The organism is Halobaculum sp. EA56 (assembly GCF_051195075.1).
Classification (GTDB): domain Archaea; phylum Halobacteriota; class Halobacteria; order Halobacteriales; family Haloferacaceae; genus Halobaculum.
On record NZ_JBNTJX010000007.1, the window covers coordinates 15,228 to 36,733 of the forward strand.

Annotated in this window: 26 protein-coding genes, 1 tRNA gene and 1 pseudogene; 13 read left to right on the top strand and 15 right to left on the bottom strand. The window is 72.0% G+C overall.

The window, feature by feature from the left end; all coding sequences use genetic code 11:
* The first annotated feature begins 59 nt into the window (after positions 1 to 59).
* The gene (locus ACQUQ1_RS12815; protein WP_435064697.1) at positions 60 to 908 is read left to right on the top strand and encodes an ADP-ribosylglycohydrolase family protein; all 849 of its coding nucleotides are present in this window, start codon (positions 60 to 62) and stop codon (positions 906 to 908) included.
* A 172-nt stretch (positions 909 to 1,080) separates the two neighbouring features.
* Positions 1,081 to 1,803, top strand: coding sequence for a PHP domain-containing protein (locus tag ACQUQ1_RS12820; RefSeq protein WP_435064874.1), 723 nt, complete (start codon positions 1,081 to 1,083; stop codon positions 1,801 to 1,803).
* A 47-nt stretch (positions 1,804 to 1,850) separates the two neighbouring features.
* Here ACQUQ1_RS12820 and eif1A read toward each other — a convergent pair whose 3' ends face one another.
* Positions 1,851 to 2,138, bottom strand: a complete 288-nt coding sequence (eif1A, locus tag ACQUQ1_RS12825; protein ID WP_234297301.1) for a translation initiation factor eIF-1A — start codon at positions 2,136 to 2,138, stop codon at positions 1,851 to 1,853.
* Between the two features lie 198 nt (positions 2,139 to 2,336).
* On the opposite strand from eif1A, the gene ACQUQ1_RS12830 reads away from it, so the two are divergent.
* Positions 2,337 to 2,816 (top strand): hypothetical protein, encoded by a 480-nt coding sequence (locus tag ACQUQ1_RS12830; RefSeq protein ID WP_435064698.1) that lies wholly within the window; start codon positions 2,337 to 2,339, stop codon positions 2,814 to 2,816.
* Between the two features lie 121 nt (positions 2,817 to 2,937).
* Here the strand turns inward: ACQUQ1_RS12830 and ACQUQ1_RS12835 are convergent, their stop codons facing one another.
* From ACQUQ1_RS12835 to ACQUQ1_RS12865, 7 genes and pseudogenes are all read right to left on the bottom strand, one after another.
* A complete protein-coding gene (locus tag ACQUQ1_RS12835) occupies positions 2,938 to 3,276 on the bottom strand; it encodes a hypothetical protein (RefSeq protein ID WP_435064699.1) in 339 nt (112 codons plus the stop codon).
* Positions 3,277 to 3,360: 84 nt separating this feature from the next.
* Positions 3,361 to 3,945 carry an NUDIX domain-containing protein gene (locus ACQUQ1_RS12840; RefSeq protein ID WP_435064700.1) on the bottom strand — a complete coding sequence of 195 codons (585 nt, stop codon included), beginning with the start codon at positions 3,943 to 3,945 and terminating at the stop codon, positions 3,361 to 3,363.
* 119 nt (positions 3,946 to 4,064) lie between these two features.
* Positions 4,065 to 4,484 (bottom strand): annotated as a pseudogene (locus tag ACQUQ1_RS12845) (hypothetical protein); the annotation flags it as partial.
* A gap of 165 nt (positions 4,485 to 4,649) precedes the next feature.
* Positions 4,650 to 4,827, bottom strand: a tRNA-Trp gene (locus ACQUQ1_RS12850).
* 114 nt (positions 4,828 to 4,941) lie between these two features.
* Positions 4,942 to 5,166: a DUF5795 family protein gene (locus ACQUQ1_RS12855; protein ID WP_435064701.1), complete on the bottom strand. Its 225-nt coding sequence runs from the start codon at positions 5,164 to 5,166 to the stop codon at positions 4,942 to 4,944.
* Between the two features lie 47 nt (positions 5,167 to 5,213).
* Positions 5,214 to 6,239 carry a DUF5794 domain-containing protein gene (locus tag ACQUQ1_RS12860; RefSeq protein ID WP_435064702.1) on the bottom strand — a complete coding sequence of 342 codons (1,026 nt, stop codon included), beginning with the start codon at positions 6,237 to 6,239 and terminating at the stop codon, positions 5,214 to 5,216.
* Positions 6,240 to 6,242: 3 nt separating this feature from the next.
* The gene (locus tag ACQUQ1_RS12865) at positions 6,243 to 6,449 is read right to left on the bottom strand and encodes a hypothetical protein (RefSeq protein ID WP_435064703.1); all 207 of its coding nucleotides are present in this window, start codon (positions 6,447 to 6,449) and stop codon (positions 6,243 to 6,245) included.
* A 422-nt stretch (positions 6,450 to 6,871) separates the two neighbouring features.
* On the opposite strand from ACQUQ1_RS12865, the gene guaB reads away from it, so the two are divergent.
* Complete coding sequence (gene guaB, locus ACQUQ1_RS12870; protein WP_435064704.1) at positions 6,872 to 8,365, top strand: IMP dehydrogenase; 1,494 nt, start codon at positions 6,872 to 6,874, stop codon at positions 8,363 to 8,365.
* Positions 8,366 to 8,752: 387 nt separating this feature from the next.
* Positions 8,753 to 9,409 (top strand): HalX domain-containing protein, encoded by a 657-nt coding sequence (locus tag ACQUQ1_RS12875; RefSeq protein ID WP_435064705.1) that lies wholly within the window; start codon positions 8,753 to 8,755, stop codon positions 9,407 to 9,409.
* A 53-nt stretch (positions 9,410 to 9,462) separates the two neighbouring features.
* Here the strand turns inward: ACQUQ1_RS12875 and ACQUQ1_RS12880 are convergent, their stop codons facing one another.
* The gene (locus tag ACQUQ1_RS12880; protein WP_435064706.1) at positions 9,463 to 10,746 is read right to left on the bottom strand and encodes a pyridoxal phosphate-dependent aminotransferase; all 1,284 of its coding nucleotides are present in this window, start codon (positions 10,744 to 10,746) and stop codon (positions 9,463 to 9,465) included.
* The gene (locus ACQUQ1_RS12885) at positions 10,743 to 11,234 is read right to left on the bottom strand and encodes an Lrp/AsnC family transcriptional regulator (protein ID WP_435064707.1); all 492 of its coding nucleotides are present in this window, start codon (positions 11,232 to 11,234) and stop codon (positions 10,743 to 10,745) included. Before ACQUQ1_RS12885 ends, ACQUQ1_RS12880 begins: the two co-directional genes overlap by 4 nt.
* A gap of 125 nt (positions 11,235 to 11,359) precedes the next feature.
* Between ACQUQ1_RS12885 and ACQUQ1_RS12890 the strand changes: the two genes are divergently transcribed.
* The 4 genes from ACQUQ1_RS12890 (at position 11,360) to ACQUQ1_RS12905 (ending at position 13,161) form a co-directional block, all read left to right on the top strand.
* On the top strand, positions 11,360 to 11,785 hold the full coding sequence (locus ACQUQ1_RS12890) for an EamA family transporter (RefSeq protein WP_435064708.1): 426 nt from the start codon (positions 11,360 to 11,362) through the stop codon (positions 11,783 to 11,785).
* A gap of 102 nt (positions 11,786 to 11,887) precedes the next feature.
* The gene (locus ACQUQ1_RS12895) at positions 11,888 to 12,283 is read left to right on the top strand and encodes a hypothetical protein (RefSeq protein WP_435064709.1); all 396 of its coding nucleotides are present in this window, start codon (positions 11,888 to 11,890) and stop codon (positions 12,281 to 12,283) included.
* Between the two features lie 65 nt (positions 12,284 to 12,348).
* A complete protein-coding gene (locus ACQUQ1_RS12900) occupies positions 12,349 to 12,555 on the top strand; it encodes a DUF1918 domain-containing protein (RefSeq protein WP_435064710.1) in 207 nt (68 codons plus the stop codon).
* Positions 12,556 to 12,702: 147 nt separating this feature from the next.
* Positions 12,703 to 13,161, top strand: coding sequence for an RNA-binding protein (locus ACQUQ1_RS12905; RefSeq protein WP_435064711.1), 459 nt, complete (start codon positions 12,703 to 12,705; stop codon positions 13,159 to 13,161).
* A gap of 42 nt (positions 13,162 to 13,203) precedes the next feature.
* Here ACQUQ1_RS12905 and ACQUQ1_RS12910 read toward each other — a convergent pair whose 3' ends face one another.
* On the bottom strand, positions 13,204 to 13,764 hold the full coding sequence (locus ACQUQ1_RS12910) for a thioredoxin family protein (protein WP_435064712.1): 561 nt from the start codon (positions 13,762 to 13,764) through the stop codon (positions 13,204 to 13,206).
* Between the two features lie 349 nt (positions 13,765 to 14,113).
* On the bottom strand, positions 14,114 to 15,193 hold the full coding sequence (locus ACQUQ1_RS12915) for a phytoene/squalene synthase family protein (protein WP_435064713.1): 1,080 nt from the start codon (positions 15,191 to 15,193) through the stop codon (positions 14,114 to 14,116).
* Positions 15,194 to 15,406: 213 nt separating this feature from the next.
* Between ACQUQ1_RS12915 and ACQUQ1_RS12920 the strand changes: the two genes are divergently transcribed.
* Positions 15,407 to 16,552, top strand: coding sequence for an acyl-CoA dehydrogenase (locus ACQUQ1_RS12920; protein ID WP_435064714.1), 1,146 nt, complete (start codon positions 15,407 to 15,409; stop codon positions 16,550 to 16,552).
* A gap of 56 nt (positions 16,553 to 16,608) precedes the next feature.
* Here ACQUQ1_RS12920 and ACQUQ1_RS12925 read toward each other — a convergent pair whose 3' ends face one another.
* The 3 genes from ACQUQ1_RS12925 to ACQUQ1_RS12935 all read right to left on the bottom strand — a co-directional run bounded on the left by ACQUQ1_RS12925 (position 16,609) and on the right by ACQUQ1_RS12935 (position 18,189).
* Positions 16,609 to 17,574, bottom strand: coding sequence for a mechanosensitive ion channel family protein (locus ACQUQ1_RS12925; protein WP_435064715.1), 966 nt, complete (start codon positions 17,572 to 17,574; stop codon positions 16,609 to 16,611).
* On the bottom strand, positions 17,571 to 17,819 hold the full coding sequence (locus tag ACQUQ1_RS12930) for a YhbY family RNA-binding protein (RefSeq protein ID WP_435064716.1): 249 nt from the start codon (positions 17,817 to 17,819) through the stop codon (positions 17,571 to 17,573). Before ACQUQ1_RS12930 ends, ACQUQ1_RS12925 begins: the two co-directional genes overlap by 4 nt.
* Before the next feature lie 79 nt (positions 17,820 to 17,898).
* Positions 17,899 to 18,189, bottom strand: coding sequence for a ribonuclease P protein component 4 (locus tag ACQUQ1_RS12935; protein WP_435064717.1), 291 nt, complete (start codon positions 18,187 to 18,189; stop codon positions 17,899 to 17,901).
* A gap of 180 nt (positions 18,190 to 18,369) precedes the next feature.
* Here ACQUQ1_RS12935 and ACQUQ1_RS12940 point away from each other — a divergent pair, with 180 nt between their 5' ends.
* From ACQUQ1_RS12940 to ACQUQ1_RS12950, 3 genes are read left to right on the top strand one after another with little or no spacing between them, the layout of a single operon-like run.
* The gene (locus tag ACQUQ1_RS12940; RefSeq protein WP_435064718.1) at positions 18,370 to 19,815 is read left to right on the top strand and encodes an NAD(P)H-hydrate dehydratase; all 1,446 of its coding nucleotides are present in this window, start codon (positions 18,370 to 18,372) and stop codon (positions 19,813 to 19,815) included.
* Between the two features lies 1 nt (position 19,816).
* Complete coding sequence (gene moaC / locus ACQUQ1_RS12945; protein ID WP_435064719.1) at positions 19,817 to 20,299, top strand: cyclic pyranopterin monophosphate synthase MoaC; 483 nt, start codon at positions 19,817 to 19,819, stop codon at positions 20,297 to 20,299.
* 57 nt (positions 20,300 to 20,356) lie between these two features.
* Positions 20,357 to 21,493 (top strand): PQQ-binding-like beta-propeller repeat protein, encoded by a 1,137-nt coding sequence (locus ACQUQ1_RS12950; protein WP_435064720.1) that lies wholly within the window; start codon positions 20,357 to 20,359, stop codon positions 21,491 to 21,493.
* Positions 21,494 to 21,506: the final 13 nt, after the last annotated feature.

Sequence of the window (21,506 nt, forward strand, 5' to 3'; positions counted from 1 at the left end):
GACCGGCCCGGACGGCCGCCCCGGTACGTTTGTAGCCCCGCGGTCCGCACACGGGGCCGATGACGGACGCACCGAACCGGGACGCCCGCCGGGACCGCGCCCGCGGCTGCCTCCTCGCGCTCGCCGCCGGCGACGCCCTCGGACGGCCCGTGACCGGCGAGACGGCCGCGGCGGTCCGCGACCGCCACGGCCGGGTGACGGACCTCCTCGGCGGCGACCGCCCGGCGGGGACCACGACCGCGCCCACGGCGGCCGCCGTCGCGGCCGCCCGGCGGCTCGTCGGCGACATGGACGGAGCGATCGGTCGAGGTCAGGACCGCGACCGGACCGACCCGGACGACCCCGGCGCCCGTCTGGCGGCGGCCGCCCCCTTCGGGCTTCCGGAGGCCGACGCCGGGCGTCGCGCGGCGGTCGTCGCCGAGCGGGCGGCGACGACGCTCGACGGCGACGCCGACGCGGTGGTGTCGGAGACGTGCGCGGCGCTCGCGGTCCTCGTCGGCGGGCTCTGCGCCGGCGAGCCGATGGCCGACGCCCTCGACACGACGCGCCGCGTGGCCGTCGACCGCGGCGCGCCGGTCGGCCTCAGGGAGACGCTGTCGGTCGTCGGCGACCACGCGGCCGTGACGCTCGACACGCGCGGCGGCGTCGCGGCGACGTTCGAGACGGCGCTCCACGAGGCCGTCGTCGCCGACGGGCCCGAGGAGGCGGTCGTCTCGGCCGCGAGCCGCGGCGGCCGCGCGAGCGCGCTCGGGGCGGTCGCCGGCGCCGTCGCCGGCGCGCGTGCGGGCGAGGACGGGGTCCCGGCCCGCTGGCTGAACGACCTCGACGGCGTCGCCGACCTGCGCGCGCTCGCGGACGCGCTGGCGGACGCGACCCTCGACGGGACGAACGGGACCTTCGGGCCGTAGTCACGCCGTGACGCGACCGACGGACGGCCGCTCCGGTCGATCGCGGCACGTCAGCCGTGTGGGTCGGTGACGCGGTTCCCGAAGCTTCGAGAGGGGGCCGGTCCTCGGTCGCCGCGTGGACCACGACTACCACCTCCACTCGACGTACTCGGACGGGTACTTCATCGAGTCCATGGCGAACGCGGCGGCCGAGGCGGGGCTGTCCGGGGTCGGTATCGCCGACCACTGCGTCGTCTCCGACGACCCCGAGGAGGGCCGGTACCGCCGGGAGATGGGCTTCAACCTCGACCTCACCTACGAGCGCCGTCGGGAGGCGATCGAGTCGATACGCGAGCGCGTCGACGTCCGACTGTTCGACGCGGTGGAACTGGACTACGAGCCCGACGACGAGGCGGCCATCGCGTCGTTCCTCGACGAGGCCGACTTCGACTACGCCGTCGGCAGCGTCCACGACCTGGAGGGCGTGAACGTCCACGTCCGCGACTACTTCGCGGGAAAGTCCGAGTCCGAGCGCCGCGCGCTGGTGGACCGGTACTTCGAGAAGCTCGTCGCGCTCGCGGACTCGGAGCTGTTCGCGGTCGCCGCCCACCCCGACCTCGTGGAGCGCACCCCCGCGCTCCGCGGGCTGGCGACCGAGGACCACTACGAGCGCGCCGCCGCCGCGTTCGCGGACTCGCGGACGCACCCCGAACTGAACGCCGGGCGCGTCCTCGACGGCTACGGCGAGTTCCACCCCTCGCCGGGGTTCCTCGACGCGCTCGCCGACCGCGACGTCGCCGTCAGCGTGGGGACCGACAGCCACCGCCCGGACGCCATCTCGCCCCGCGTCGAGCGTATCGAGGCGAAGCTGGCCGAGCGGGGGCTGGAGCCGGCGCGCGTGATGCCGGACGCGTAGCTGGGGACGGTCGAACGACGGGGAGACGGGAGGGGAGAACGGCCGCGTTACTGGATGTGTCCTTCCTCGCGGAGCTGCTGGGCGTCGTCGGACTCGTAGCGCCAGACGACCTCCGCCTTCTCGTCCTGCCAGTCCCACGGCTCCGCGATGACGATGTCGCCCTCCTTCACCCACGTCCGGAAGCGCATCCGGCCGGGGATGCGCCCCATGCGCTCCTCCCCGTCCGCGCAGCGGAGCGTGACGCGTCGGCCGCCGAGCATGTCCGTCACGGTGGCGAACACCTGGTTGTCGTCGGGCATTCTGAGGGGCTTTCGCCCCGATGTGTCGTCGCTCATGCGGAATTGTTGGAGACGGAGTGGGATAAGTACGTGTATTCGGTCGGGGCCCGCGGCGGCGCGGCGCGGTCGTGCGGCGGTCGCCCGGCCCCGGACCCCGCGACGGGACACGCGACGGGGGGCACGTCGGCCCGTCGACGGCAAGTCCGCGCTCCGGCGCCGCCGGAGTTTAGCCCCGTCGCCGCACGTGATGCACGCATGGACGTCGCGTCGACGGTCCGGGCGATCCGCGACACGGGGTGGCTCACCGCCGTCGCGGCCATCTTCGTCTTCTTCGCGCAGCTGCCGCTCCTGCTCGCGGTCCTCGGGCGCGTCACGGCGGGCACGTTCGTCACCGGCGGCCGCGCCGCGTGGGCGTTCGCCGCCGCGACGTGGGGGGCGTACGCTGCCGTCCACCTGCTCGCGCCGCTGGCGGACATGCGGGAACAGCCGGACCGGCCCTCGTGGGGGCTGCTCGACGCGCTGACCGCGTACGCGTCCGGGTCGGTCCGACAGCCCGTGATCAGGGCGGGACTCGGCCTCCTCGGCGTGTCCCTCGCGGTCGTCGGCGGCGTCCTGTTCGCCGCGTCCGGGGCGCTGATCGCGCTCCCGGTCGTCGTCGGGGCGGCCGCCGTCACGGTACTGAGCGCCCCCCTCGGCGCGACGGACCCGACCGACGGGTCCGCGGACGGGTCGTGATCGGCCGGGGGTGTCGTATCCGATCCGCGGATCGACGCTCCACGGTACGTCCCCGACTTCCCGGGATACCGTTACGGAGCCGACGGACGGCGATCGCTCCCTCCGAGAGGATCCCGGGCGGTTATCGCCACTCGAGGTCCAGTTCCTCGCTGTGCCCGTGGAGTAACTCGACGACGGCCGCAACCCGGTCAAACTGCTCGCCCGGCACGACGCGATCCGAGTCCTCCCACCGGATGATCCCCCGGCTCTCGAGCTTCGGCAGGTGATTGTGACGGAGCTCCAGCCGTTTCGTTCCCGGATCGTCCGCCTCGCTGGCGATCTCGTCGATACGGATCCTGCCCTCCGAGACGAGTCTCGTCAGGAGCGATCGACGCGTCCGGTTCGCGAACGACTGAAACAGGTCGTCCGTGGACAGTTCCTTCGACGGGGCGGCGGGCGTCTCTCCCTGTTTGTGTTTCATGGTTCGTCTGGGCGTACCGGGCGCTCGATTCCACGCGGCCGATCCCGTGTGTCACGTTCTACCACGACCACCCCGGCAATAACGTCATCGGTGGGATACATTCAAAGACGGATGAATATTTGTATCGAGTACGAAGTCAATTCTCGTTGACGATTGGGGCGCGGTGGTCCGCGGACACGGGTCGTGCGACTCTCCTCCGGGGCGCGCTCGGCGTGGGCTTCGCTCCGTGTGGGGTGTGTCCGGCGGAGCGGCGGCGACGGGCGGCCGTGTGGGCGCAGCGGACGGCACCGAGACGGCGAACGCTGACGGCGGTTCGGATCGGAACCTCGCGAGTCCACACCGGTCCGGTTCAGCGCTCGCTTCGCCAGTATTCGAGTGCCTTCCGCGAGACCTCGCCGTGGTCTTTATGCCACCTCGGGACGTTAACGACCCGCCTGTACTCGAGCGCGTCGCTCTCGTGTGACCGGTCGAGAGTGCCGCCGCCGACTCGACAGTAATACACCGTCCCGACGCATCCGTGCGGGTTCGCTCGATCGGGATCCCGTACACGAAGGAGACCTGTCGGACGGGATCCACGTCAAGTCCGGTTTCCTCCTTCGTCTCTCTGACGGCGGTTTCCGCGGACGTTTCCCCGGGTTCCGTGTACCCCTCCCCCCTTGGATCCCCCACTCGTCAGTTCCGGTTCGCCTCATGACGAGCAGCTTGCCCTGTTCGTCGATACCGGCGGTTCGACCGCCGACGTTCGGCGTAGTGTGACCGAGTCGGTCCTCGAGCCGCTCCCGGATCTCGTCCGCCGAAACGTCGGTCAGTTCTCCGTACTGTTCGCTGACTAACTCGAATACGCGATCACATCGCTCCCGGTCGTACGGGCCCTCCGCGTATCGCGGGCCGTTCTGTGCGATGATTCGAAGCTCGTCGAGTAACCGGAGGAGGGGCTCGGACTTGTGTGGAGAGTACACAGGTCTCTGCGTGATTAATATTCTGCACCGACGGGACTCTCGAAACGGCGATAGGGGACTGTGAGGTCGGTACGCCTCCTCCCCTCGGCGTGGCCCGTTCGAGGCAGGTACCGACGTGCTGGCCGTCATCGACCGCGACGGCGACGGGATGGGGCTCCGCGCCGTCCGGAGGCGGTACGAGGTAACCGTAACAGCTCGCCGACTCGATGAGCGCGCCGCACGGTTCGGCGCGCTCTCAGTCCGTCGCATCGCTGACCGCAAGTGCGTGGGGTCCAGTGATTCAGCCGAGCACGTGGTCGTCGGCCGACGGCGACGAACGGCTTCTGCTCGCCGTGCGCCACATCCTGGGGGAGAACGTCCGATGGAGAAGCCACTACCGAGAGTTCCTGTCAGTTACAGGTTCGATGGAGTAAATGGGGTCGGAGGGATTTGAACCCCCGATCGACTGATATCTCCGGTCGGCACCTCGGTACTCCAGAGGGTCGTCGTCGCGTCCGATGATCAGTCGGACGCTCGGTATATCAGTCTGGAGTTCGTCACCGGGCGCGTCGCCTCTGGAGTCAGTCGCCATACCGGGCTTGGCCACGACCCCTCGCAGTCACTCATATCCCGGAGCGCCGTAAATGGATTTCGATCCCCCGCGTCCTCGCGCGCGGGACGGGGCACTCCCGCTCGCTTCGCGGTCACGGCCGCGTCCCCCGCACCCTCACTGCCGGTCCGTCTCACCCCACGAACAGTCCTGGCACTTGTAGGCGGTGACGAACTCCGTGACGCTCGGCATGTACCCGACCGAGAGGACGTCGCCGCCGCAGTCGGGGCAGTCGCGGTCGGCGTCCTCGATGTCCTCCGCGTCCATCACGGAGTCGCCCTCGACGATCTCGGCGAGCTTCTTCGGCGTGACCATGCGACCCTCGACGACGCGGTTGCTCATGCCACGGCGTCGGCACGCCCGGCGCTAAAACCTCGCGGTCCGGGCGGCTACAGCCAGGGCGCGCGCGATGGGTCGTCGCCCGCGTCGTCCCCGCCGTCGTCGCCGTCCCCGTCCGCCGAGTCGACGGGGTCGATGCCCGCGGCGGCGGCCGTCGGGGAGCTTCCGAACGCGGCGCCGGCGACGGCCCCGTCGTCGCCCTCCTCCCCGTCGACCTCGCCGCCGCCGTCGGTGGCCGCCGCGGCCGGCGGGGCCGGCGGGGCGTCCGCGTGCTCGCCGTCGGCGCTCGCGACGCCGTCCGGGTCGTCGCCGTCGGAGCCGAGGTCCGACTCCCCCGGCTCGCCGCCGGAACTCGGATCGTAGGCGAACAGCGCCGTGACACACAGGACGCCCAGCGCGACCGGCTTGTCCGTGGGGAGCAGCCCCAGCACCGACAGCGCGAGCATGCCGAGCGCGACCGCGGAGCCGAAGCGGAAGCGGTCGATGTCGACCCGGCCGCGCAGGTGGTCGCCGGCCAGCGCGATCGACAGCGCGAACGCGACACCGACGCCGGCGGCCGCGCCCGCCCTCGCCAGCAGCGCCGGGTCGGGCGTCACGACCAGTTCGGCGCCCCCCGGCTGGAACGACGCGAGCAGCCCCAGCCCGATGATCGCGCCCGGGCTCGGCAGGTACTCGCCGATCTCGGCGCTTGCGGTCTTGGCGGCGACCGCGATGATCACCAGGCCGGCGAAGCGGTGGAACACCGCGGTGTTCAGCAGACTCTGGATCGTCTCCGCCAGCGCCGCCTCCAGCATCGCCACCGGGATCAACGCGGCGCCCAGCAGGAGCACCGATACGGCCTTCTCCCGGGGCGTTCCCTCCATCTCGGCGAGGACGACCGCCATCGTGGCGGAGCCGCCGAAGATGAGCAGGCCGGTCTCGAGGATGCCGAACGGCACCGTCAGCGCCCCCGCGATGACGAGCGCGGGGAAGATGCCGTCGACGAGCGGCAGGGCCATGACCGTCGCCAGCAGGCGGGTCGCCCCGCCCACGCGTCGCTCCAGGCGGAGCGCGATGGGGTGTGCTGACGTGCTCACGGCTCAGCGATACGACCCGGCGTGACCCGATGCCGGACGGGGGTCTGGTGACGGAGCGGGGGCCACGGACGCCCGGGCGGCGGCGTCGAATACGCGTTCCCCGGCGAACCACCAGTCGAGCCCGCGTTTGAACGGAATAAATGTCGGGAGTGCAGCGTTGTCGCTCACCCGGCCGACGATACCCGTTGCGATGCGGGACTCGAGGTCCATGTCCCTACTCTATCGTAGCCCGGACTTAATCGTTGCGTGGGACGTGCCCACACGGTTCGTGCGATCTCTCGGCGTTATTTAAATAAGAGAGCTACGGTCCGTCGGCTTGACCGCGGTGCGACCGAAGCACCGTCGGTATCGAACCGGCGTGCGCGCAAGAATTGCCCCACGGAACCGCGGGACGGTCCGGAGGACCGACCGGAACGGCCCACTCGGTCGGGGCGTCCGGCCAGGCGACCCGGGGGAGCCGACGAGCGCTCCGGTTCCGTCCCGACGAACGGCCCTGCCTCGACGAGCGCTCCGGCCTCGACCGCCCGCGGGCCGCGACGGCGACGCCGGATCTGTGCACGGACGTGTGTGAATCACTGTCCAAGCGAGGGGATTCTCGCAACGTTTTTGCGGTATCCGCGAGCACCGTTGATATGGCGAACGACGGATCCGAGGGCGGCTCGTTCTCACAGAAACTGGAGGTACCGGAGGCGCTGACGTTCGACGACGTTCTGCTTCGACCCAAGGAGAGCCGGGTCGAACCCGACGAGGCCGACGTCTCGACGCGCGTGTCGACGAACGTGGAGCTGACCATCCCCGTGCTGTCGGCGGCGATGGACACCGTCACCGAGTCGGCGATGGCCATCGCGATGGCCCGCGAGGGCGGCCTGGGCGTGCTCCACCGCAACATGAGCGTCGAGGAGACCGCCGCGGAGGTCGAGCGGGTCAAGCGCGCCGACGAGCTCGTGATCCGCCGCGAGAACGTCGTCACCGCCTCGCCCGACCAGACCGTCCGCGAGGTCGACGCGATGATGGAACGCGAGGGCGTCTCCGGCGCCCCCGTCGTCGACGACGACGACCGCGTCCTCGGGATCATCTCCGGCACGGACATCCGCCCGTACCTGGAGGTCGGCGAGTCCGACGCGGTGTCGGAGGCGATGACCGACGAGGTCATCACCGCCCCCGAGGCGGTGACCGCCCGCGACGCGCTGGAGCTCATGTACGACCACAAGATCGAGCGCGTCCCGGTCGTCGACGACGACGACCGCCTCGTCGGGCTCGTGACGATGCAGGGCGTGCTCGCGCGCCGCGAGCACACCGACGCCGCCCGCGACGACGAGGGCTCGCTGCGCGTCGGCGTCGCCGTCGGCCCGTTCGAGGAGGAGCGCGCCGTCGCCGCCGACGAGGCCGGCGCGGACGTGCTGTTCATCGACTGCGCGCACGCGCACAACCTCAACGTCCTCGACTCCGCGGAGGCGATCAAGGGCGAGGTGCAGGCGGACGTGGTCGTCGGCAACATCGGCACCCGCGAGGCTGCCGAGGCCGCCGTCGGCTTCGCCGACGGGCTGAAGGTCGGCATCGGGCCGGGCTCCATCTGCACCACGCGCGTCGTGAGCGGCGCAGGGATGCCCCAGATCACCGCCGTCGCGCAGGTGGCCGACGTGGCCGCCCGCGAGGACGTGCCCGTCATCGCCGACGGGGGGATCCGATACTCCGGCGACGCGATCAAGGCCATCGCCGCCGGCGCGGACGCCGTGATGCTCGGGTCGTACTTCGCGGGCACCGACGAGGCGCCCGGCCGCGTCATCACGATGAACGGCAAGCGCTACAAGCAGTACCGCGGCATGGGCTCGGTCGGCGCGATGTCCGAAGGCGGCGGCGACCGCTACCTCAAGGACGCCGAGGAGGACGAGGAGTTCGTCCCGGAGGGGGTCGAGGCGGCGACGCCGTACAAGGGGCCGCTCTCCTCGGAGCTCCACCAGCTCGTCGGCGGGATGCGCTCGGGGATGGGCTACGTCGGCGCGGAGACGCTCCCCGGCTTCAAGGAGCGCGCGGAGTTCGTCCGCGTCTCGCAGGCCGGCCAGACGGAGGGCCACCCCCACGACGTGACCATCACCGACGAGGCGCCGAACTACAGCCCCGAGTGAGGGACCGCCCGCGGCCCGAGCCGCGACACCCACGAGGAGCCGTATCCGTCCGAGCGGGAGGGTCCCGCGTCGGGGGGATCCGCGGCCGATAGGCTTTCCGAGGAGTCTCCCGTACGACTGTTCGGTGGCTGGTGGCCGCCGCGGAGGGTGGGGCACCACGGCGGGCGTGACGGAGAACGTCGCCCGACCCACACCCGTTTTCCGGCCGGACCCTCGATCATCGCATACGGTTAAGTACCCGGCGGTGACAAGAGAGACCAATGGCCGGACGGCGTCGGTACGCTCGGACACCCTCCCTCCGAGCCGTACCTGAACCGACATACGGCAAAGGGTATCTTGATATGGACCCGTCCGCCAAGGACGAACGAACCGACGGAGCGCCCCAGAATGAGTGAGGACACGGACCCGGTCGACGAGACGCCCGACGACGACCAGCCGGTCGTCCTCGTGGTCGAGGACGAGCCCGACCTCGCGGACCTGTACGCGGCGTGGCTCGGCACCGAGTACGACGTGCGCACCGCCTACGGCGGCCACGAGGCGCTGGAGGACCTCTCGGACGACGTGGACGTGATCCTCCTCGACCGCCGGATGCCGGGGCTCTCCGGCGACGAGGTGCTCAACGAGATCCGCGACCGCGGCGTCGACGCGCGCGTCGCGATGGTCACCGCGGTCGAGCCCGACTTCGACATCGTCGCGATGGGGTTCGACGACTACCTCGTCAAGCCCGTCACCCGGGAGTCGCTGCTGGAGACCGTCGAGGGGCTGTACGGCCGCTCGCGGTACGACAGCAGGATGCAGGAGTTCTTCGCGGTCACCTCGAAGAAGGCCGTCCTGGAGGCCGAGAAGGGCCGCGCCGCCCTCGAGGAGTCCGAGGAGTACCGGGAACTGGAGCGGCGCGCGGCGGAGCTGCGCGAGGAACTCGACCAGGACGTCGCCGGCTTCGGCGACGACGACTTCGAGAGCGCGTTCCGGGACCTCGACGACGGCGCCGACGACGACGGGGACGACGATCTCTTCGACGACGCCGACTTCGAGGATCTCTGACCCGGCCGGGGGAACGACGCGGGGCCCCGGCCGACGCGACGGGCCGACGACGACTACGAGAGGAACCGCTCGAGCCGCCGCATCGCCTCCTTGATCTCCTCCAGGCCGGTCGCGTAGGAGATGCGGATGTGGCCCTCGCCGCCGGACCCGAAGGCGGTGCCGGGCACCGCCGCGACGCCCTCCGCCTCCAGCAACTCCGTCGCGAACGCGCGGGCGTCGCCGTCGGGGGCGACGTCCGCGACGCGCGGGAACGCGTAGAAGGCGCCCCCCGGCACGGACACGTCGAGCCCGAGGTCCCGGAGGCGCGAGACGAGGTAGCGCCGCCGGCGGTCGTACTCGCGGCGCATCCGGACCACGTCGTCGTCGCACCGCTGCAGCGCCGCCACCGCCGCGTGCTGGGCGGTCGTCGGCGCCGACAGCATCGCGTACTGGTGGACCTTCGTCATCGCGTCGATCGCCGTCTCGGGGCCCATCGCGTACCCCAGCCGGAGGCCGGTCATCGCGTACGCCTTCGAGAAGCCGTTGATCACCACCGTCCGCTCGCGCATCCCTGGCCGGGTCGCGACCGACTGGTGGTCCCCCTCGTAGGTGAGCGCGGCGTAGATCTCGTCGGCGATCACGAGCAGGTCGTGCTCGCGGCAGAAGTCGGCGACCGCGTCCATCTCGTCGGCGTCCATCGTCGCGCCCGTGGGGTTGTTCGGGTAACACAGCACGAGCACGTCGGCGTCGTCGGCGCCGGCCTCCCGGAGCCCCTCGGGCGTGAGCGCCCAGTCGTCCTCGTGACGGGTGTGGACCGGGAGCGGCTCCCCGCCCGCGAAGCGGACGCCCGGCTCGTAGGAGACGTACGTGGGCGTCGGGAGCGCGACGACGTCGCCGGGGTTCACGAACGCGCGGAACGCCAGGTCGACCGCCTCGGAGGCGCCGGTGGTGACGAGGATCTCCGATTTCGGGTCGTAGGACTGGCCGTAGCGCGTGACGCGGTCGGCGATCGCCCGGCGAAGCTCCTCGGTGCCGCGGTTGGCCGTGTAGCTGGTCCGCCCGCGCTCCAGCGAGTCGACGGCCGCCGAGCGCGCCGGCCACGGCGCGGTGAAGTCGGGCTCGCCGACGCCCAGCGAGATCACGTCCTCGCGCTTCTCGGCCACCTCGAAGAACTCGCGGATCCCCGAGGGCGGCACCGCCGCGACGCGGTCGGCCGGGGTGAAGCGCGAGACCCCCTCCCGCTCCGGGTCGGCCCCGCGGGCGGCGCCGCCGTCGGGCGCGTGACGGTCGCGGCCGTCCCGTCCGCCCCCCGCGGATCGGTCGTCGCCCCCGCGGTCCCCGTCGTCGCCGCCGGTCATGGCGTCACGGAGAGCCGGTCGTCCTCGTCGCGGTCGTCGAAGCGGACGCCCCGCTCCTTGTACGTCTCCATCACGTAGTGAGTGACCGTCTTCGTCACCGCCGGGAGGGGGGCGACCTCCTCGGAGACGAACCGCGAGACATCGCCCATCGAGGAGCCGGAGACGTGGACGGCGAAGTCGTAATCGCCCGACATCAGGCGGAGCGAGTCGACGGCCGGCGACTCGCCGATCCGGCGGGCCACGTCGTCGTAGTCGGTCTCGCGGTCGAGTTCGACGTTCACCTCGACGATGGCGCTGACGTGTTCCTCGTCGACCGCCTCCCAGTCGACGATAGCGGTGTACCCGCGCAGCGCACCCGCCGCCTCCAGCTCCGAGAGCTTCTCCTCCACGGCCGCCTCGTCCAGCCCCGTCTGGCGGGCCAGGTCCTCGGTGGACTCGCGGGCGTCGGCGACGAGCGCGTCGATCAGGCTGCGGGTTGCCTCGTCCATACGCCCGATGGCGGACGCCCGGGCAAAGCGGTTTCGCCCGGTGCGATATCCGCGAACACACCACACGACCCGTCGTCCGGTCCCGATCCGAACTCCTCATACCGCTCAGCCTCCCACGGCCGGGCATGAACTACCTCGTGTGGTCGGTGCTGGCGATGGCGGCCTACTCGCTGGTCGCCCCCCTGATGCGGCTGGCGACCGCCGGTAACGGGGCGATCCCGAGCACGGTCGCGGCGTTCGTCTCGAACACGGTGCTCGTCGTCGCGACGCTGGCCGTCATCGCGACCACCGGCGACGGCGTCCTCGAGCACCTCGCCGACCCCCGGATGGGGTACGTGCTCGCGGCGGGCGTGTGCCTCGCCGTCGGGATCATCGCGTACTACCACGCGCTGTCGCTCGGCCGGGTGTCGATCGTCGCGCCGATCTTCGCCATGTTCTTCGTCGCCTCCTCGGCGGTCGGCGTCGTCGCCCTCGACGAACCCGTCACCGCCCGCAAGCTGCTGGGCGTCGCGTTCGCCGTCGTCGCCGTGGTCCTCGTCGCAGGGGAGTGACGCGCGCGCCGGGCGGCCGTGCGGCGCCCCGACGGAACGCACGTTCCAGCCACGTTGCAACGAAACGAACGTTTATATTAGATACGGGAGCATGCACTATAGATGTCGAACTCCGACGCGGGGCGGTCCGGCGGGCGGTCCCCGGCGGCCGGGTCCGGGGGGCGTGACCTCCGGACCCGGGTCGATCCGGGCGGGAGCCGAGCCCGCGAGACGGACGACCGCCCGCCGAGCGCGACGCCGGCCGGGTGGAGCGTCCCGCTCGTCGTCGCCGTCGCGGTCGCGGCGGCGATAGCGGCGCAGTCGGTGGCCGTCGGCGTCGACGCGGCGGTCGGCGCGCTCGATCCGTCCACGCTCCGGGCGCTGAGGCTGGCCGGGGCGCTCGACGGCGCCGTCGCCGCGAGCGACCAGGCGGCGCGGGCGAGCGTCGCGACGGCGGGTGCGGGCGCAGCGTACGCGCTCGCCCGGGCGCTGACGTGGCTGTACTACCGGACTGCGTGACTCGCCGCGTCGGCCCGTCGGCGCCTTTCAGCGACCTTTTGTACGGTCGCGCCGAACTCCGGTTCATGAGCGAATTCGAGAAGGAGGACAGCGTCGTGCTGCACGACGAGCACAGCGAGTTCGACGGCGAGACCGGCACCGTGACACAGGTGATGGAGACGATGTTCGGCGACGCCACCTACACGATCAGCTTCGAGGAGGGGCAAGAGCAGGGCGTCCCCGCCGACGCGCTGGAGGCCGCAGACGGCGACGCGGACGACGACGAGGAGTAGCCCGACGCCGTTCTCTGCGGGGCCGTCCCGCCCGCACGGCGCTCCCGTACCCGGCGAGTCGAGTCGCTCGGACCGAGCCGCGACGCGGACGCCCGACCTCGTCGCGGGAGTCCAACGCTTTTCACCCCGACCCGCCTATCCCGGGTAATGAGTTCCGTTCCCTTCCACTACGTCGATCTGCGGGCCTTCTGCTACGCCACCGAGGACGAGAGGCGCGTCGAGGACGCCCTCCGGACGTTCCTCCCCGAGGAGGCCGACCTGGAGCGCGTCGTCAACAGGGGTCACCACGGCGACCGGATCGTCGTCCTCTCGGCGCGCGTCGAGCGCGCCGACGACGTGCGCCACGTCCTCTCGAAGCTGTCCGATCTGGCCGAGTGGGACCGCGTGCTCGCCGAACTGGACGAGCGCGTCGACGACAACAACTCCCTGTTCCTCCGGCTCGACAAGCAGGCGGCGTTCAAGGGGCGGGCGGAACTCGGCCCGGGGATCACCCTGCGCGCGAAGGTGGAGGCGTACCCCGCGAAGCGCGAGAAGGCGGTGAGGAACGCCCGCGAGACGTTCGAGGAGCTGGCGGAGGCGGCCGACTCCGGCGAGGAGGCGGCCTGAGCGGTCGGCCCGGGTGAACGCGCCCGCCCGGCGTCCGCCCGCTCACGGCCACTTGATCGAACAGCCGCGGCTCGGACCGGGGTCGAGCGTCACGTCCTCGTCCGCCAGCACCGCGTCGATCGCGTCCTCGATGTAGAACTCGGTCGCCTCCTCGTCGGGGTCGAGCGCGTCGTCGAGGCGGCCGTGATACGCGAGGGAGAACTCGCCGTCGCCCTCGGCGCGCAGCAGGAAGGGATCGGGCGTGCAGACCGCGCCGTAGGCGCGCGCCGTCTCGGCGGTCTCGTCGCGGAGGTACGCGTCGTACGCCACCTCGCCCGACTCGACGTACTCGACCATCTTCTCGAAGGAGTCCTCGGGGTAGTCGCCGGCGTCGTTGGGGTTGATCCCGACGACCGCGCAGTCGTCGTACTCGTCGGCGATGCGGTTCAACAGCGGGAACTTCGCCTGCGCGTACGGGCAGTGGTTGCAGGTGAACACCAGGAGGACCGCGTCGTGGTCGGCGAAGTCGGCGAGCGCGTGGGTGTCCCCGTCGACGCCCGGGAGTTCGAAGCCGGGCGCGGCGTCGCCGCGCGCGAGGTCGGAGTCGGAGTCGGTCCGGACCATGGCTGATCGGTGGTGGGGTCGCGCGGGAGAAAACGGTTCGGTCGGCGGCGGGTCGTGACCGGCCGGCTTCGGCTACCAGGTCCGTCCGCCGACATCGAGTACCGACCCGCAGATCGCGCATTCGGTCACCCGGATCGGGTCGGAGTCCGCGCTCGTCACCACGACATCGTCCGGGCCGACCGGGGAGCCACACCGCCTGCACGTCGACCGACGGCCGGGAATCACGGGATCACGCCGGACGATGGGCGCGTGAGGGTATAAGTAGCGACCGCGGTCCGGGTGGTAGGACGTGCGATCGGACCGGTCACGACGTCGTCGCCCGCTACCGGCCCCGACGGAAAACGTGTGTTCAGTCCGCCGCCGACGGCGCCGTGTGGAACGGCTGGGCGGCGATCGACTCCCGCAGGCGCGGCAACGCGTCGCGGCCGTGCTCGTGGGCCGCCGTCACGACGGCGAACACCTCCTCGCGGCTCACCTTCACGCCCTCGCCCGTGACCGCGCGCTCGGGGTGCTCGGACAGCTCCCGGAGCGTCCCCACCGCCAGCAGGTACGGGATGGTCCACGCGGCGAGGGTGTTCCCCTCGACCAGCGGGACGCGTTCGAGGTACGTCTGTGCGCCGTCGAGGAAGCCCTGGGCGTAGCCGGCGGTGCGGGCGACGACGCTGGCGGTCGCCTCACGGTGGGGCGGGGCGACGACCTCCTCCTGGGGGACGCCCTCCTCCTCGAGCCACTCGGCGGGGAGGTAGACGTTGTTCTCCTCGGTGTAGTCGTCGTGGACGTCCTTCGCCACGTTGACCAACTGGAGCAGGAGCCCGAACTCCTCGGCCACCTCGTACAGCCGCTCGGTGCGCTCGTCGTCGACGTTGCCCAGCGTCGTGACGAGGTTCGTGATGAGGGTGCCGACCGTGCCCGCGACGTAGTAGCAGTACTCCTCCAGTTCCCCGCGCGTCTCGATGCGGAGGCCGCCGTCGTCGGCGTAGCGCTCGACGAACTCGGCCATGCCGGTGGCCATCTCCCGCGCCGGGGGGACGACCGCCGAGCGCACCTCCGGCGGGAGGCCCTCGAAGGTGGCGAACACGCGCTCCACCTCGGCGACGACCTCCCAGTCGGCCGAGCGCTCCTCCTCGGGCGGCAGGTGCGGGTCCACCGACGCGCGGAAGTCGCCCGCGTCGGCGTCGGCCTCCGGGTCGAGGGCGGCGTCGAACTCCCGGAGGAGCGCGGCCTGCTCGTCGGGGTCGATGTGGTCCGCGTCCTCGACGGTGTCGGCGATCCGGCAGACGAGATAGCCGAGGCAGATGTACGACGACATCGGTTCGTCGAGGGTGTCGACCGTCAGGGCGAAGGTCCGGGAGACTCCCTGCACGGCCTCGTGACACCACGCGAGGTCGGCGTCGGGGTGCGTCGCGGCTGGGCGATCGGCGTCGGGCATTCAGTTGCACCTGCTTATGGCAGGAGGGTTAAAAAGTAATGTGGGGCACGGACGCGGAACGTCCCCGTCCGACGGCCGTTCCTCCGGTCCGCGCACCCGCCGGATCCGACCCGGCGGCACCGGAGGAGCGACGGCGTCGGACCCGATCGAGGTCGCCCCGACGCTCGCGGACACACCGGAACAATTGAGGCCGCCCGACCCACACGGACGACCATGGACTTCGCGCTGACGACGGAGCAGAAACAGATCCGCGACATGGTCGCGGAGTTCGTCGACGAGGAGATCGCGCCCCGCGCCGGCGAGATCGACGAGACCGACGAGTTCCCCCGCGACCTGATCGACGAGATGGCGGAGCTGGGGCTGATGGGCATGCCCTTCCCCGAGGAGTACGGCGGCGCGGGCCTCGACTACCACAGCTACGCGCTCGGGCTCTCGGAGATCGCGCGCGGCTCGGGCGGCCTCGGGACCGTCGTCGCCGCCCACATCTCGCTGGCGGGCAACATGCTGTACGCCTTCGGGAACGAGGAGCAGAAGCGGGAGTACCTCGTCCCGCTCGCGGAGGGCGAGGACGTCGGCGCGTTCGCGCTCTCGGAGGCGGGCGCCGGCTCGGACGTGCCGGCGATGGAGACCACGGCGGAGAAGGACGGAGACGGCTACGTGGTCAACGGCGGGAAGCTGTGGATCTCGAACGGCTCGGTCGCCGACACGGTGACGCTGTTCGCGAAGACGGACCCCGACGCCGGCAACGAGGGAATCTCCTCGTTCGTCGTCCGCCCGGAGGAGGACGACGGCTTCGTCGTCGAGGGGACCGAGCACAAGCTCGGCGACAAGGGCTGTCCGACCGCCGAACTGCGCTTCGACGACATGTACCTCCCGGAGGACCGCCTGCTCGGCGAGGAGGGCGACGGCTTCGTGCAGGCGCTGAAGACGCTCAACGGCGGCCGGATCACCATCGCCGCCCGCGGCGTCGGCATCGCCCGCGCGTCGCTGGAGGCGGCCGCGGAGTACGCCACAGAGCGCGAGCAGTTCGGCGGCCCCATCTCGCAGTTCCAGGCGATCCAGCACAAGATCGCGGACATGGACACGAAGCTCCAAGCCGCGGAGCTGTTGATGCACAAGGCCGCGGACCTGAAGATCCGGGGCGAGCCGTTCATCAAGGAGGCCGCGCAGGCGAAACTGTACGCCAGCGAGGTGAGCCGCGAGGTCGCCAACGAGGCGATCCAGATCCACGGCGGCTACGGCTACACGACGGACTTTCCGGTCGAGCGCTACTACCGCGACGCGAAGCTCAACGAGATCTACGAGGGCACGAGCGAGATCCTGCGCAACACGATCGCACGGCAGGTCCTCGACGAGTAGGACCGGGACGGGAAAGCGGGAGGAACGCCTCGGAGCCGGACTCCGGTTCCCTCCGTTCAGTCGTCGCCCAGCGCCGCCTCGGCGGGCGTGTTCAGCTCCACGCCGCCGGAGAGGTCCCGCTGCGGGAACGGGATCTCGATGCCCTCCTCGTCGAAGCGCTGTTTCACGTTCGTCACGTACTCGCCGCGGATCTTCACGAAGTCCGCCCGCGAGGGGTTGTCTATCCAGACGCGGCTCTTGAGGCCGACGTAGCTGTCGGCGAGTTCGGTGAGCCGGACCGACGGCGCCGGGTCCGCGAGGATCTCGGGGTGGCGCTCGGCCTCCTCGACGATGATCTCGGTGGCGTGCTCGATGTCGTCGCCGTAGCCGATGCCGAAGAGGAACTGGAGCCGGAGGGTGTCCTTCGCGACGGGGTTCTTGATCACGCCGTCGGTGAGCTGGGAGTTCGGCACCGTCAGCAGTTCGTTGTCGAAGGTGCGCACCCGCGTGACGCGGAACGAGATGTCCTCGACGATGCCCGAGTGGCCGTCCCACTCGATCCAGTCGCCGATGCGGAACGGGCGGTCGGTGAAGATGAAGACCCCCGCGACGAAGTTCTTGATCACGTCCTGCATCGCGAAGCCGATGGCGAGCGTCGCCGCCGCCGCGATTGTCGCCAGCGACTGGAGGAAGTCGCCGTAGCCCGCGAAGCCGAAGGCGACCGCGATGCCGACGAAGACGACGATCACGGTCGTCAGCTTCTTCAGCGGCCGCTTCGCGTGCGATTCGAGCCCCTGTGCGTCGAGGACGCGGCTCACCAGCGGGACGACGAGCGCGCGCCCGGCCACCACGAACGCCGCCAGCACGACGAGGAACGTGATCGCCGCGCCCGCGGGGTCCGCGAACGTCGCGGGCACGCCGAACCCCTCCAGGAGGTCGGCGACGAACGTGGCGGGGTTCCCCTCTCCCACGCCGGTCGTCTGGAGGGGGACGGGGCCGGGGGCGCGAGCGAGAACGGACCCGTGGACCGCTCCGCCCGTCATCGGTGCAGCACGGCGGTGTGTCCGCGCGTCTCCACGAGGTCGGCCGACACGCGGTCGGCCAGGTCGGCGGCGAGGTCGTCCACGTCGGTGCCGGCCTGCGCCGAGCGGTGGAACTTCACCTTCACCAGGTCGCGGTCGTCCAGCTGGTCGTCCAGTTCGTCGACGACGGCGCCGACGCCCTTCTTGCCGACCCAGACGGTCACGTCGAGGTCGTGGGCTCGCTTCCTGAGCTCCTGGTCGGTCATGGAGCCCGGTATCCGCGGAAGCGGTTTGAAGGTTCCCGTTCGGCGGCTCGCCCCGGATCCGGGCTCGTCCTCCCCGGACTCAGTCCCGGTACGGGTAGCGCGCGGTCGCGCCGCAGTCGCACCGGACCACGACGTGGCTGCCCTCCCGCAGCCTGACCCGCGCGTTGCGGCCGGGGATCAGGTAGGCGTCGCAGGCGTCGCAGGTGAACCGCTCGAAGCGACGGGGGACGCCGCAGCGATGCCGCTGGGCGATGCGGCGGGCCAGCCGGACCGCCTCCCGGGCGCGCTCGTGGTCGCCGGCGCGGGCCATCCCGCGGGCGAACGCGTCCAGGCGGTCGATCCGTTCCTCGGCGATGGCGGCGTCGTCCATTCGGCCGTCCCCCGATGGTGGGGGGCTGTGTCGGATAGCGGTTTCGGGTGCGATCCGCGCGGTCGCCGGGGGAGCGCGACCCCGCCCGCGACCCCGACCCGGACAGCGACCGCGACTCCGCGCGCCCCCGCCGCCGTCCACCCCCGCGCTTTACCGCGCCGGCGACGAACCACGGACCGCATGATCACCTCCGAGCGGATGGCGATGGTCGACCGCAACGCCGCGGCGCTCGGCGTCCCCCGCAAGCAGCTGATGGAGTCGTCGGGCAACGCCGTCGCCCGCGCGGTCCGCGAACACGCCGCGCCCGGCGACCGGGTGCTGCTCGTGTGCGGCCGCGGGAACAACGGCGGCGACGCGATGGTCGCCGCGCGCTTCCTCGACGGATTCGAGGCCGAGACCGTCCTGCTTGGCCGCCCCGACACGATCCGGACCGACATCGCCCGGGAGAACTGGGACGCGCTCGTCGAGAGCGACCTGCCGACGGGGACGGTAACCGACTCCCGCGACTTCGACCTCGGGGCGCCCGCGCCGGACCTCGTGGTCGACGCGATGCTCGGCACCGGCGTGACCGGCGCGCTCCGCGAGCCGGAGGCGACGGTCGCCCGCGCGCTCAACGACGCCGACGTACCCGTCGTCTCCGTCGACGTGCCCTCCGGCGTCGACGCCGACACCGGCGAGGCCGCGGGGGCGGCCGTGGAGGCCGACGCGGTCGTCACCTTCCACGACGCCAAGCCGGGACTGGCCGACCTCGCGGCCGAGGTGACCGTCGCGGACATCGGCATCCCCCCGGGCGCGGAGACGTTCGTCGGCCCGGGCGACCTGCTGGCGCTCGACCGCGACCCCGACTCCCACAAGGGCGACAACGGCGAGGTGCTCGTCGTGGGGGGCGGTCCATACACCGGCGCGCCCGCGCTGGCGGCCGAGGCCGCCCTGCGCGCGGGCGCCGACCTCGTCCGGGTCGCCTGCCCGGAGGCGGTCGCCCGCGAGATACAGGGGTACGGTCCGGACCTCATCGTCCGCCCGTTCCCGGGCGACCACCTCGCGCCCCCGCACGTCGAGCGCCTGCTCGACCTCGCGACGGACCAGGACGCCGTCGTGTTCGGCCCGGGCCTCGGGAGCGCCGACGCGACCCTCGACGCGGTCCGGGAGTTCCTCGCGGGCTACGACGGCCGTGCCGTGGTCGACGCCGACGCGCTCCAGGTCGTCCCCGGGGTCGACACCGACGCCGACCTCATCTGTACGCCCCACCAGGGGGAGCTCCGACGGATGGGCGGCGAGACGGCCGACGACTGGCGCGAGCGGGCCGCCCTCGTCCGCGAGTTCGCGGGCGACCTGGGGCACACGCTGCTGGTGAAGGGTCGCTACGACGTGATCAGCGACGGCGAGGAGGTCCGCGTCGGCCGCACCGGCAACCCGGGCATGACCGTCGGCGGCACCGGCGACGTGCTGGCGGGCGTGACGGGGGCGCTGGCCGGGCAGGTCGCGTCGCCGCTCCGGGCGGCCGCGCTCGGGGCGTACGCCAACGGCCGCGCCGGCGACGCCGCCGCCGACGAGTTCGGCGACGGCCTCGCGGCCTCGGACCTCCCGGACCGGATCCCACAAGCCCTCCGCGACGAAGGGGAGTGATATGAGCGACGACGACCTCACCCACACGGACGACGCCGGCGACGTGCAGATGGTGGACGTGGGCGACAAGCCCGACTCCTCGCGTCGGGCGGTCGCGCGGGGGACTATCCACCTCACGGAGTCGACGATCGAGGCGGTCCGCGAGAACGAGGTCGCGAAGGGCGACGTGCTCGCGACCGCCCGCGTCGGCGCGGTACAGGCGGTGAAACACACCTGGGAGACGATCCCGATGTGCCACCAGATCCCGATCACGAACGTCGACACCGACTTCGCGGTGCGCGAGGACCGCATCGACCTGGAGGTGGCCGTCGAGACGACCGGGAAGACCGGCTGCGAGATGGAGGCGCTGGAGGGCGTCACGACGGGGCTGAACGTCGTCTGGGACATGGTGAAGGCCGCCGAGAAGGACGTGACGGGCGGCTACCCCGACACCCGGATCACGGACGTTGAGGTCGTGACGAAGGACAAGACGACGTTGCAGTAGCCCGGGTTGTCCGAGGAGGAGAAGACCTATTCTGCGGCGGTCCGGACGGCGAACCGAATGCCCTCCGATCGCCACCAGACCGCGCCGACGAGCAGACGTCGCTACCTCGCGCTCGCGGGTGCCGCGGCGACAGCCACGGCGACGTTGACGGCTGGGTGTACGGGTGTCGCCCGGCGCCTCCGCGCCCCGTCGGTAGACTGGCGGACCAGGCTCGACGCAGGGTACGTCGCCGGCCCGCTCGCCGTCGCCGACGGGCGGGTGGTGGCGATGGCCGAGCGGACGCCGCTCGCTCTCGACGCGGGGAGCGGCGAGCGTCTGTGGAGCGACGAGGAGGCGTTCGACCGCGCCTTCGCCGGTCCGGTCGTCGTCGACGGAGTCGCGGTCGTCGGCGACGACCGCCGCGCAGGCTACCGTCTCGACGGCGAGCGGGCGTGGACCCGCGACGACGGTCGGTTCCGGCCGCACGCGGCCGTCGGGGGGCTGGTCGTCGGAGCCAGCGACCGCGAGAAGGCGGGAATTGCCGCGGTCGACCCCGCCGACGGCGCCCTCGTCTGGGGAGCGGCCCCCGGCGACTGGGCGAACGACGGCGCCGACGCGGCCCACGACGCGGTCGCGGCCGGCCCGGGCGTCGTCGCGACCTCCTTCGAGTCGCGCCTCGCGGGGGTCGACGCGGACGGGGCCGTCAGGTGGACGCGGGGGCCCGAGTGGGATACGCACGGCCCGGGGCGACCCTCGCTTGCCACCGACGGGTCGACCGTCGTCGCCGCCTCGGGGGCGGTCGTCGGGGTCGACCCGACCACGGGCGCGCGTCGCTGGCGGACGGTGCTGCCGGACTTCGCGGCCGACGTGGCCCTCGCCGACGGGACCGCCTACGTCGGCGTCGAGGGCGACACTCCGAAGGTGGACTCCTGGGGCGAACCCGGCGGAGTGGTCGCGTTCGACGTCGGGACCGGAACCGAGCGGTGGCGGACCGCGCTCGCCGCCCCCGCGCGGACCGTCGGCGCGGGCGCCGGCCGGGTCGTCGCCGGGACCGCGTCCGGGGACCTCGTCGGCCTCGACGCCGAGGGCGGCGCGCTCCGGTGGCGGCGGTCCGTCGGCGACGACGTGTTCACCCCGCCGCTGCTCGCTTCGGACGGGGTCTACGTCGCCGCCGGCCGCAACCGCGCCTCGGCGGTACTCCGACTCGACCGGTAGCCGTCGCCGGGAC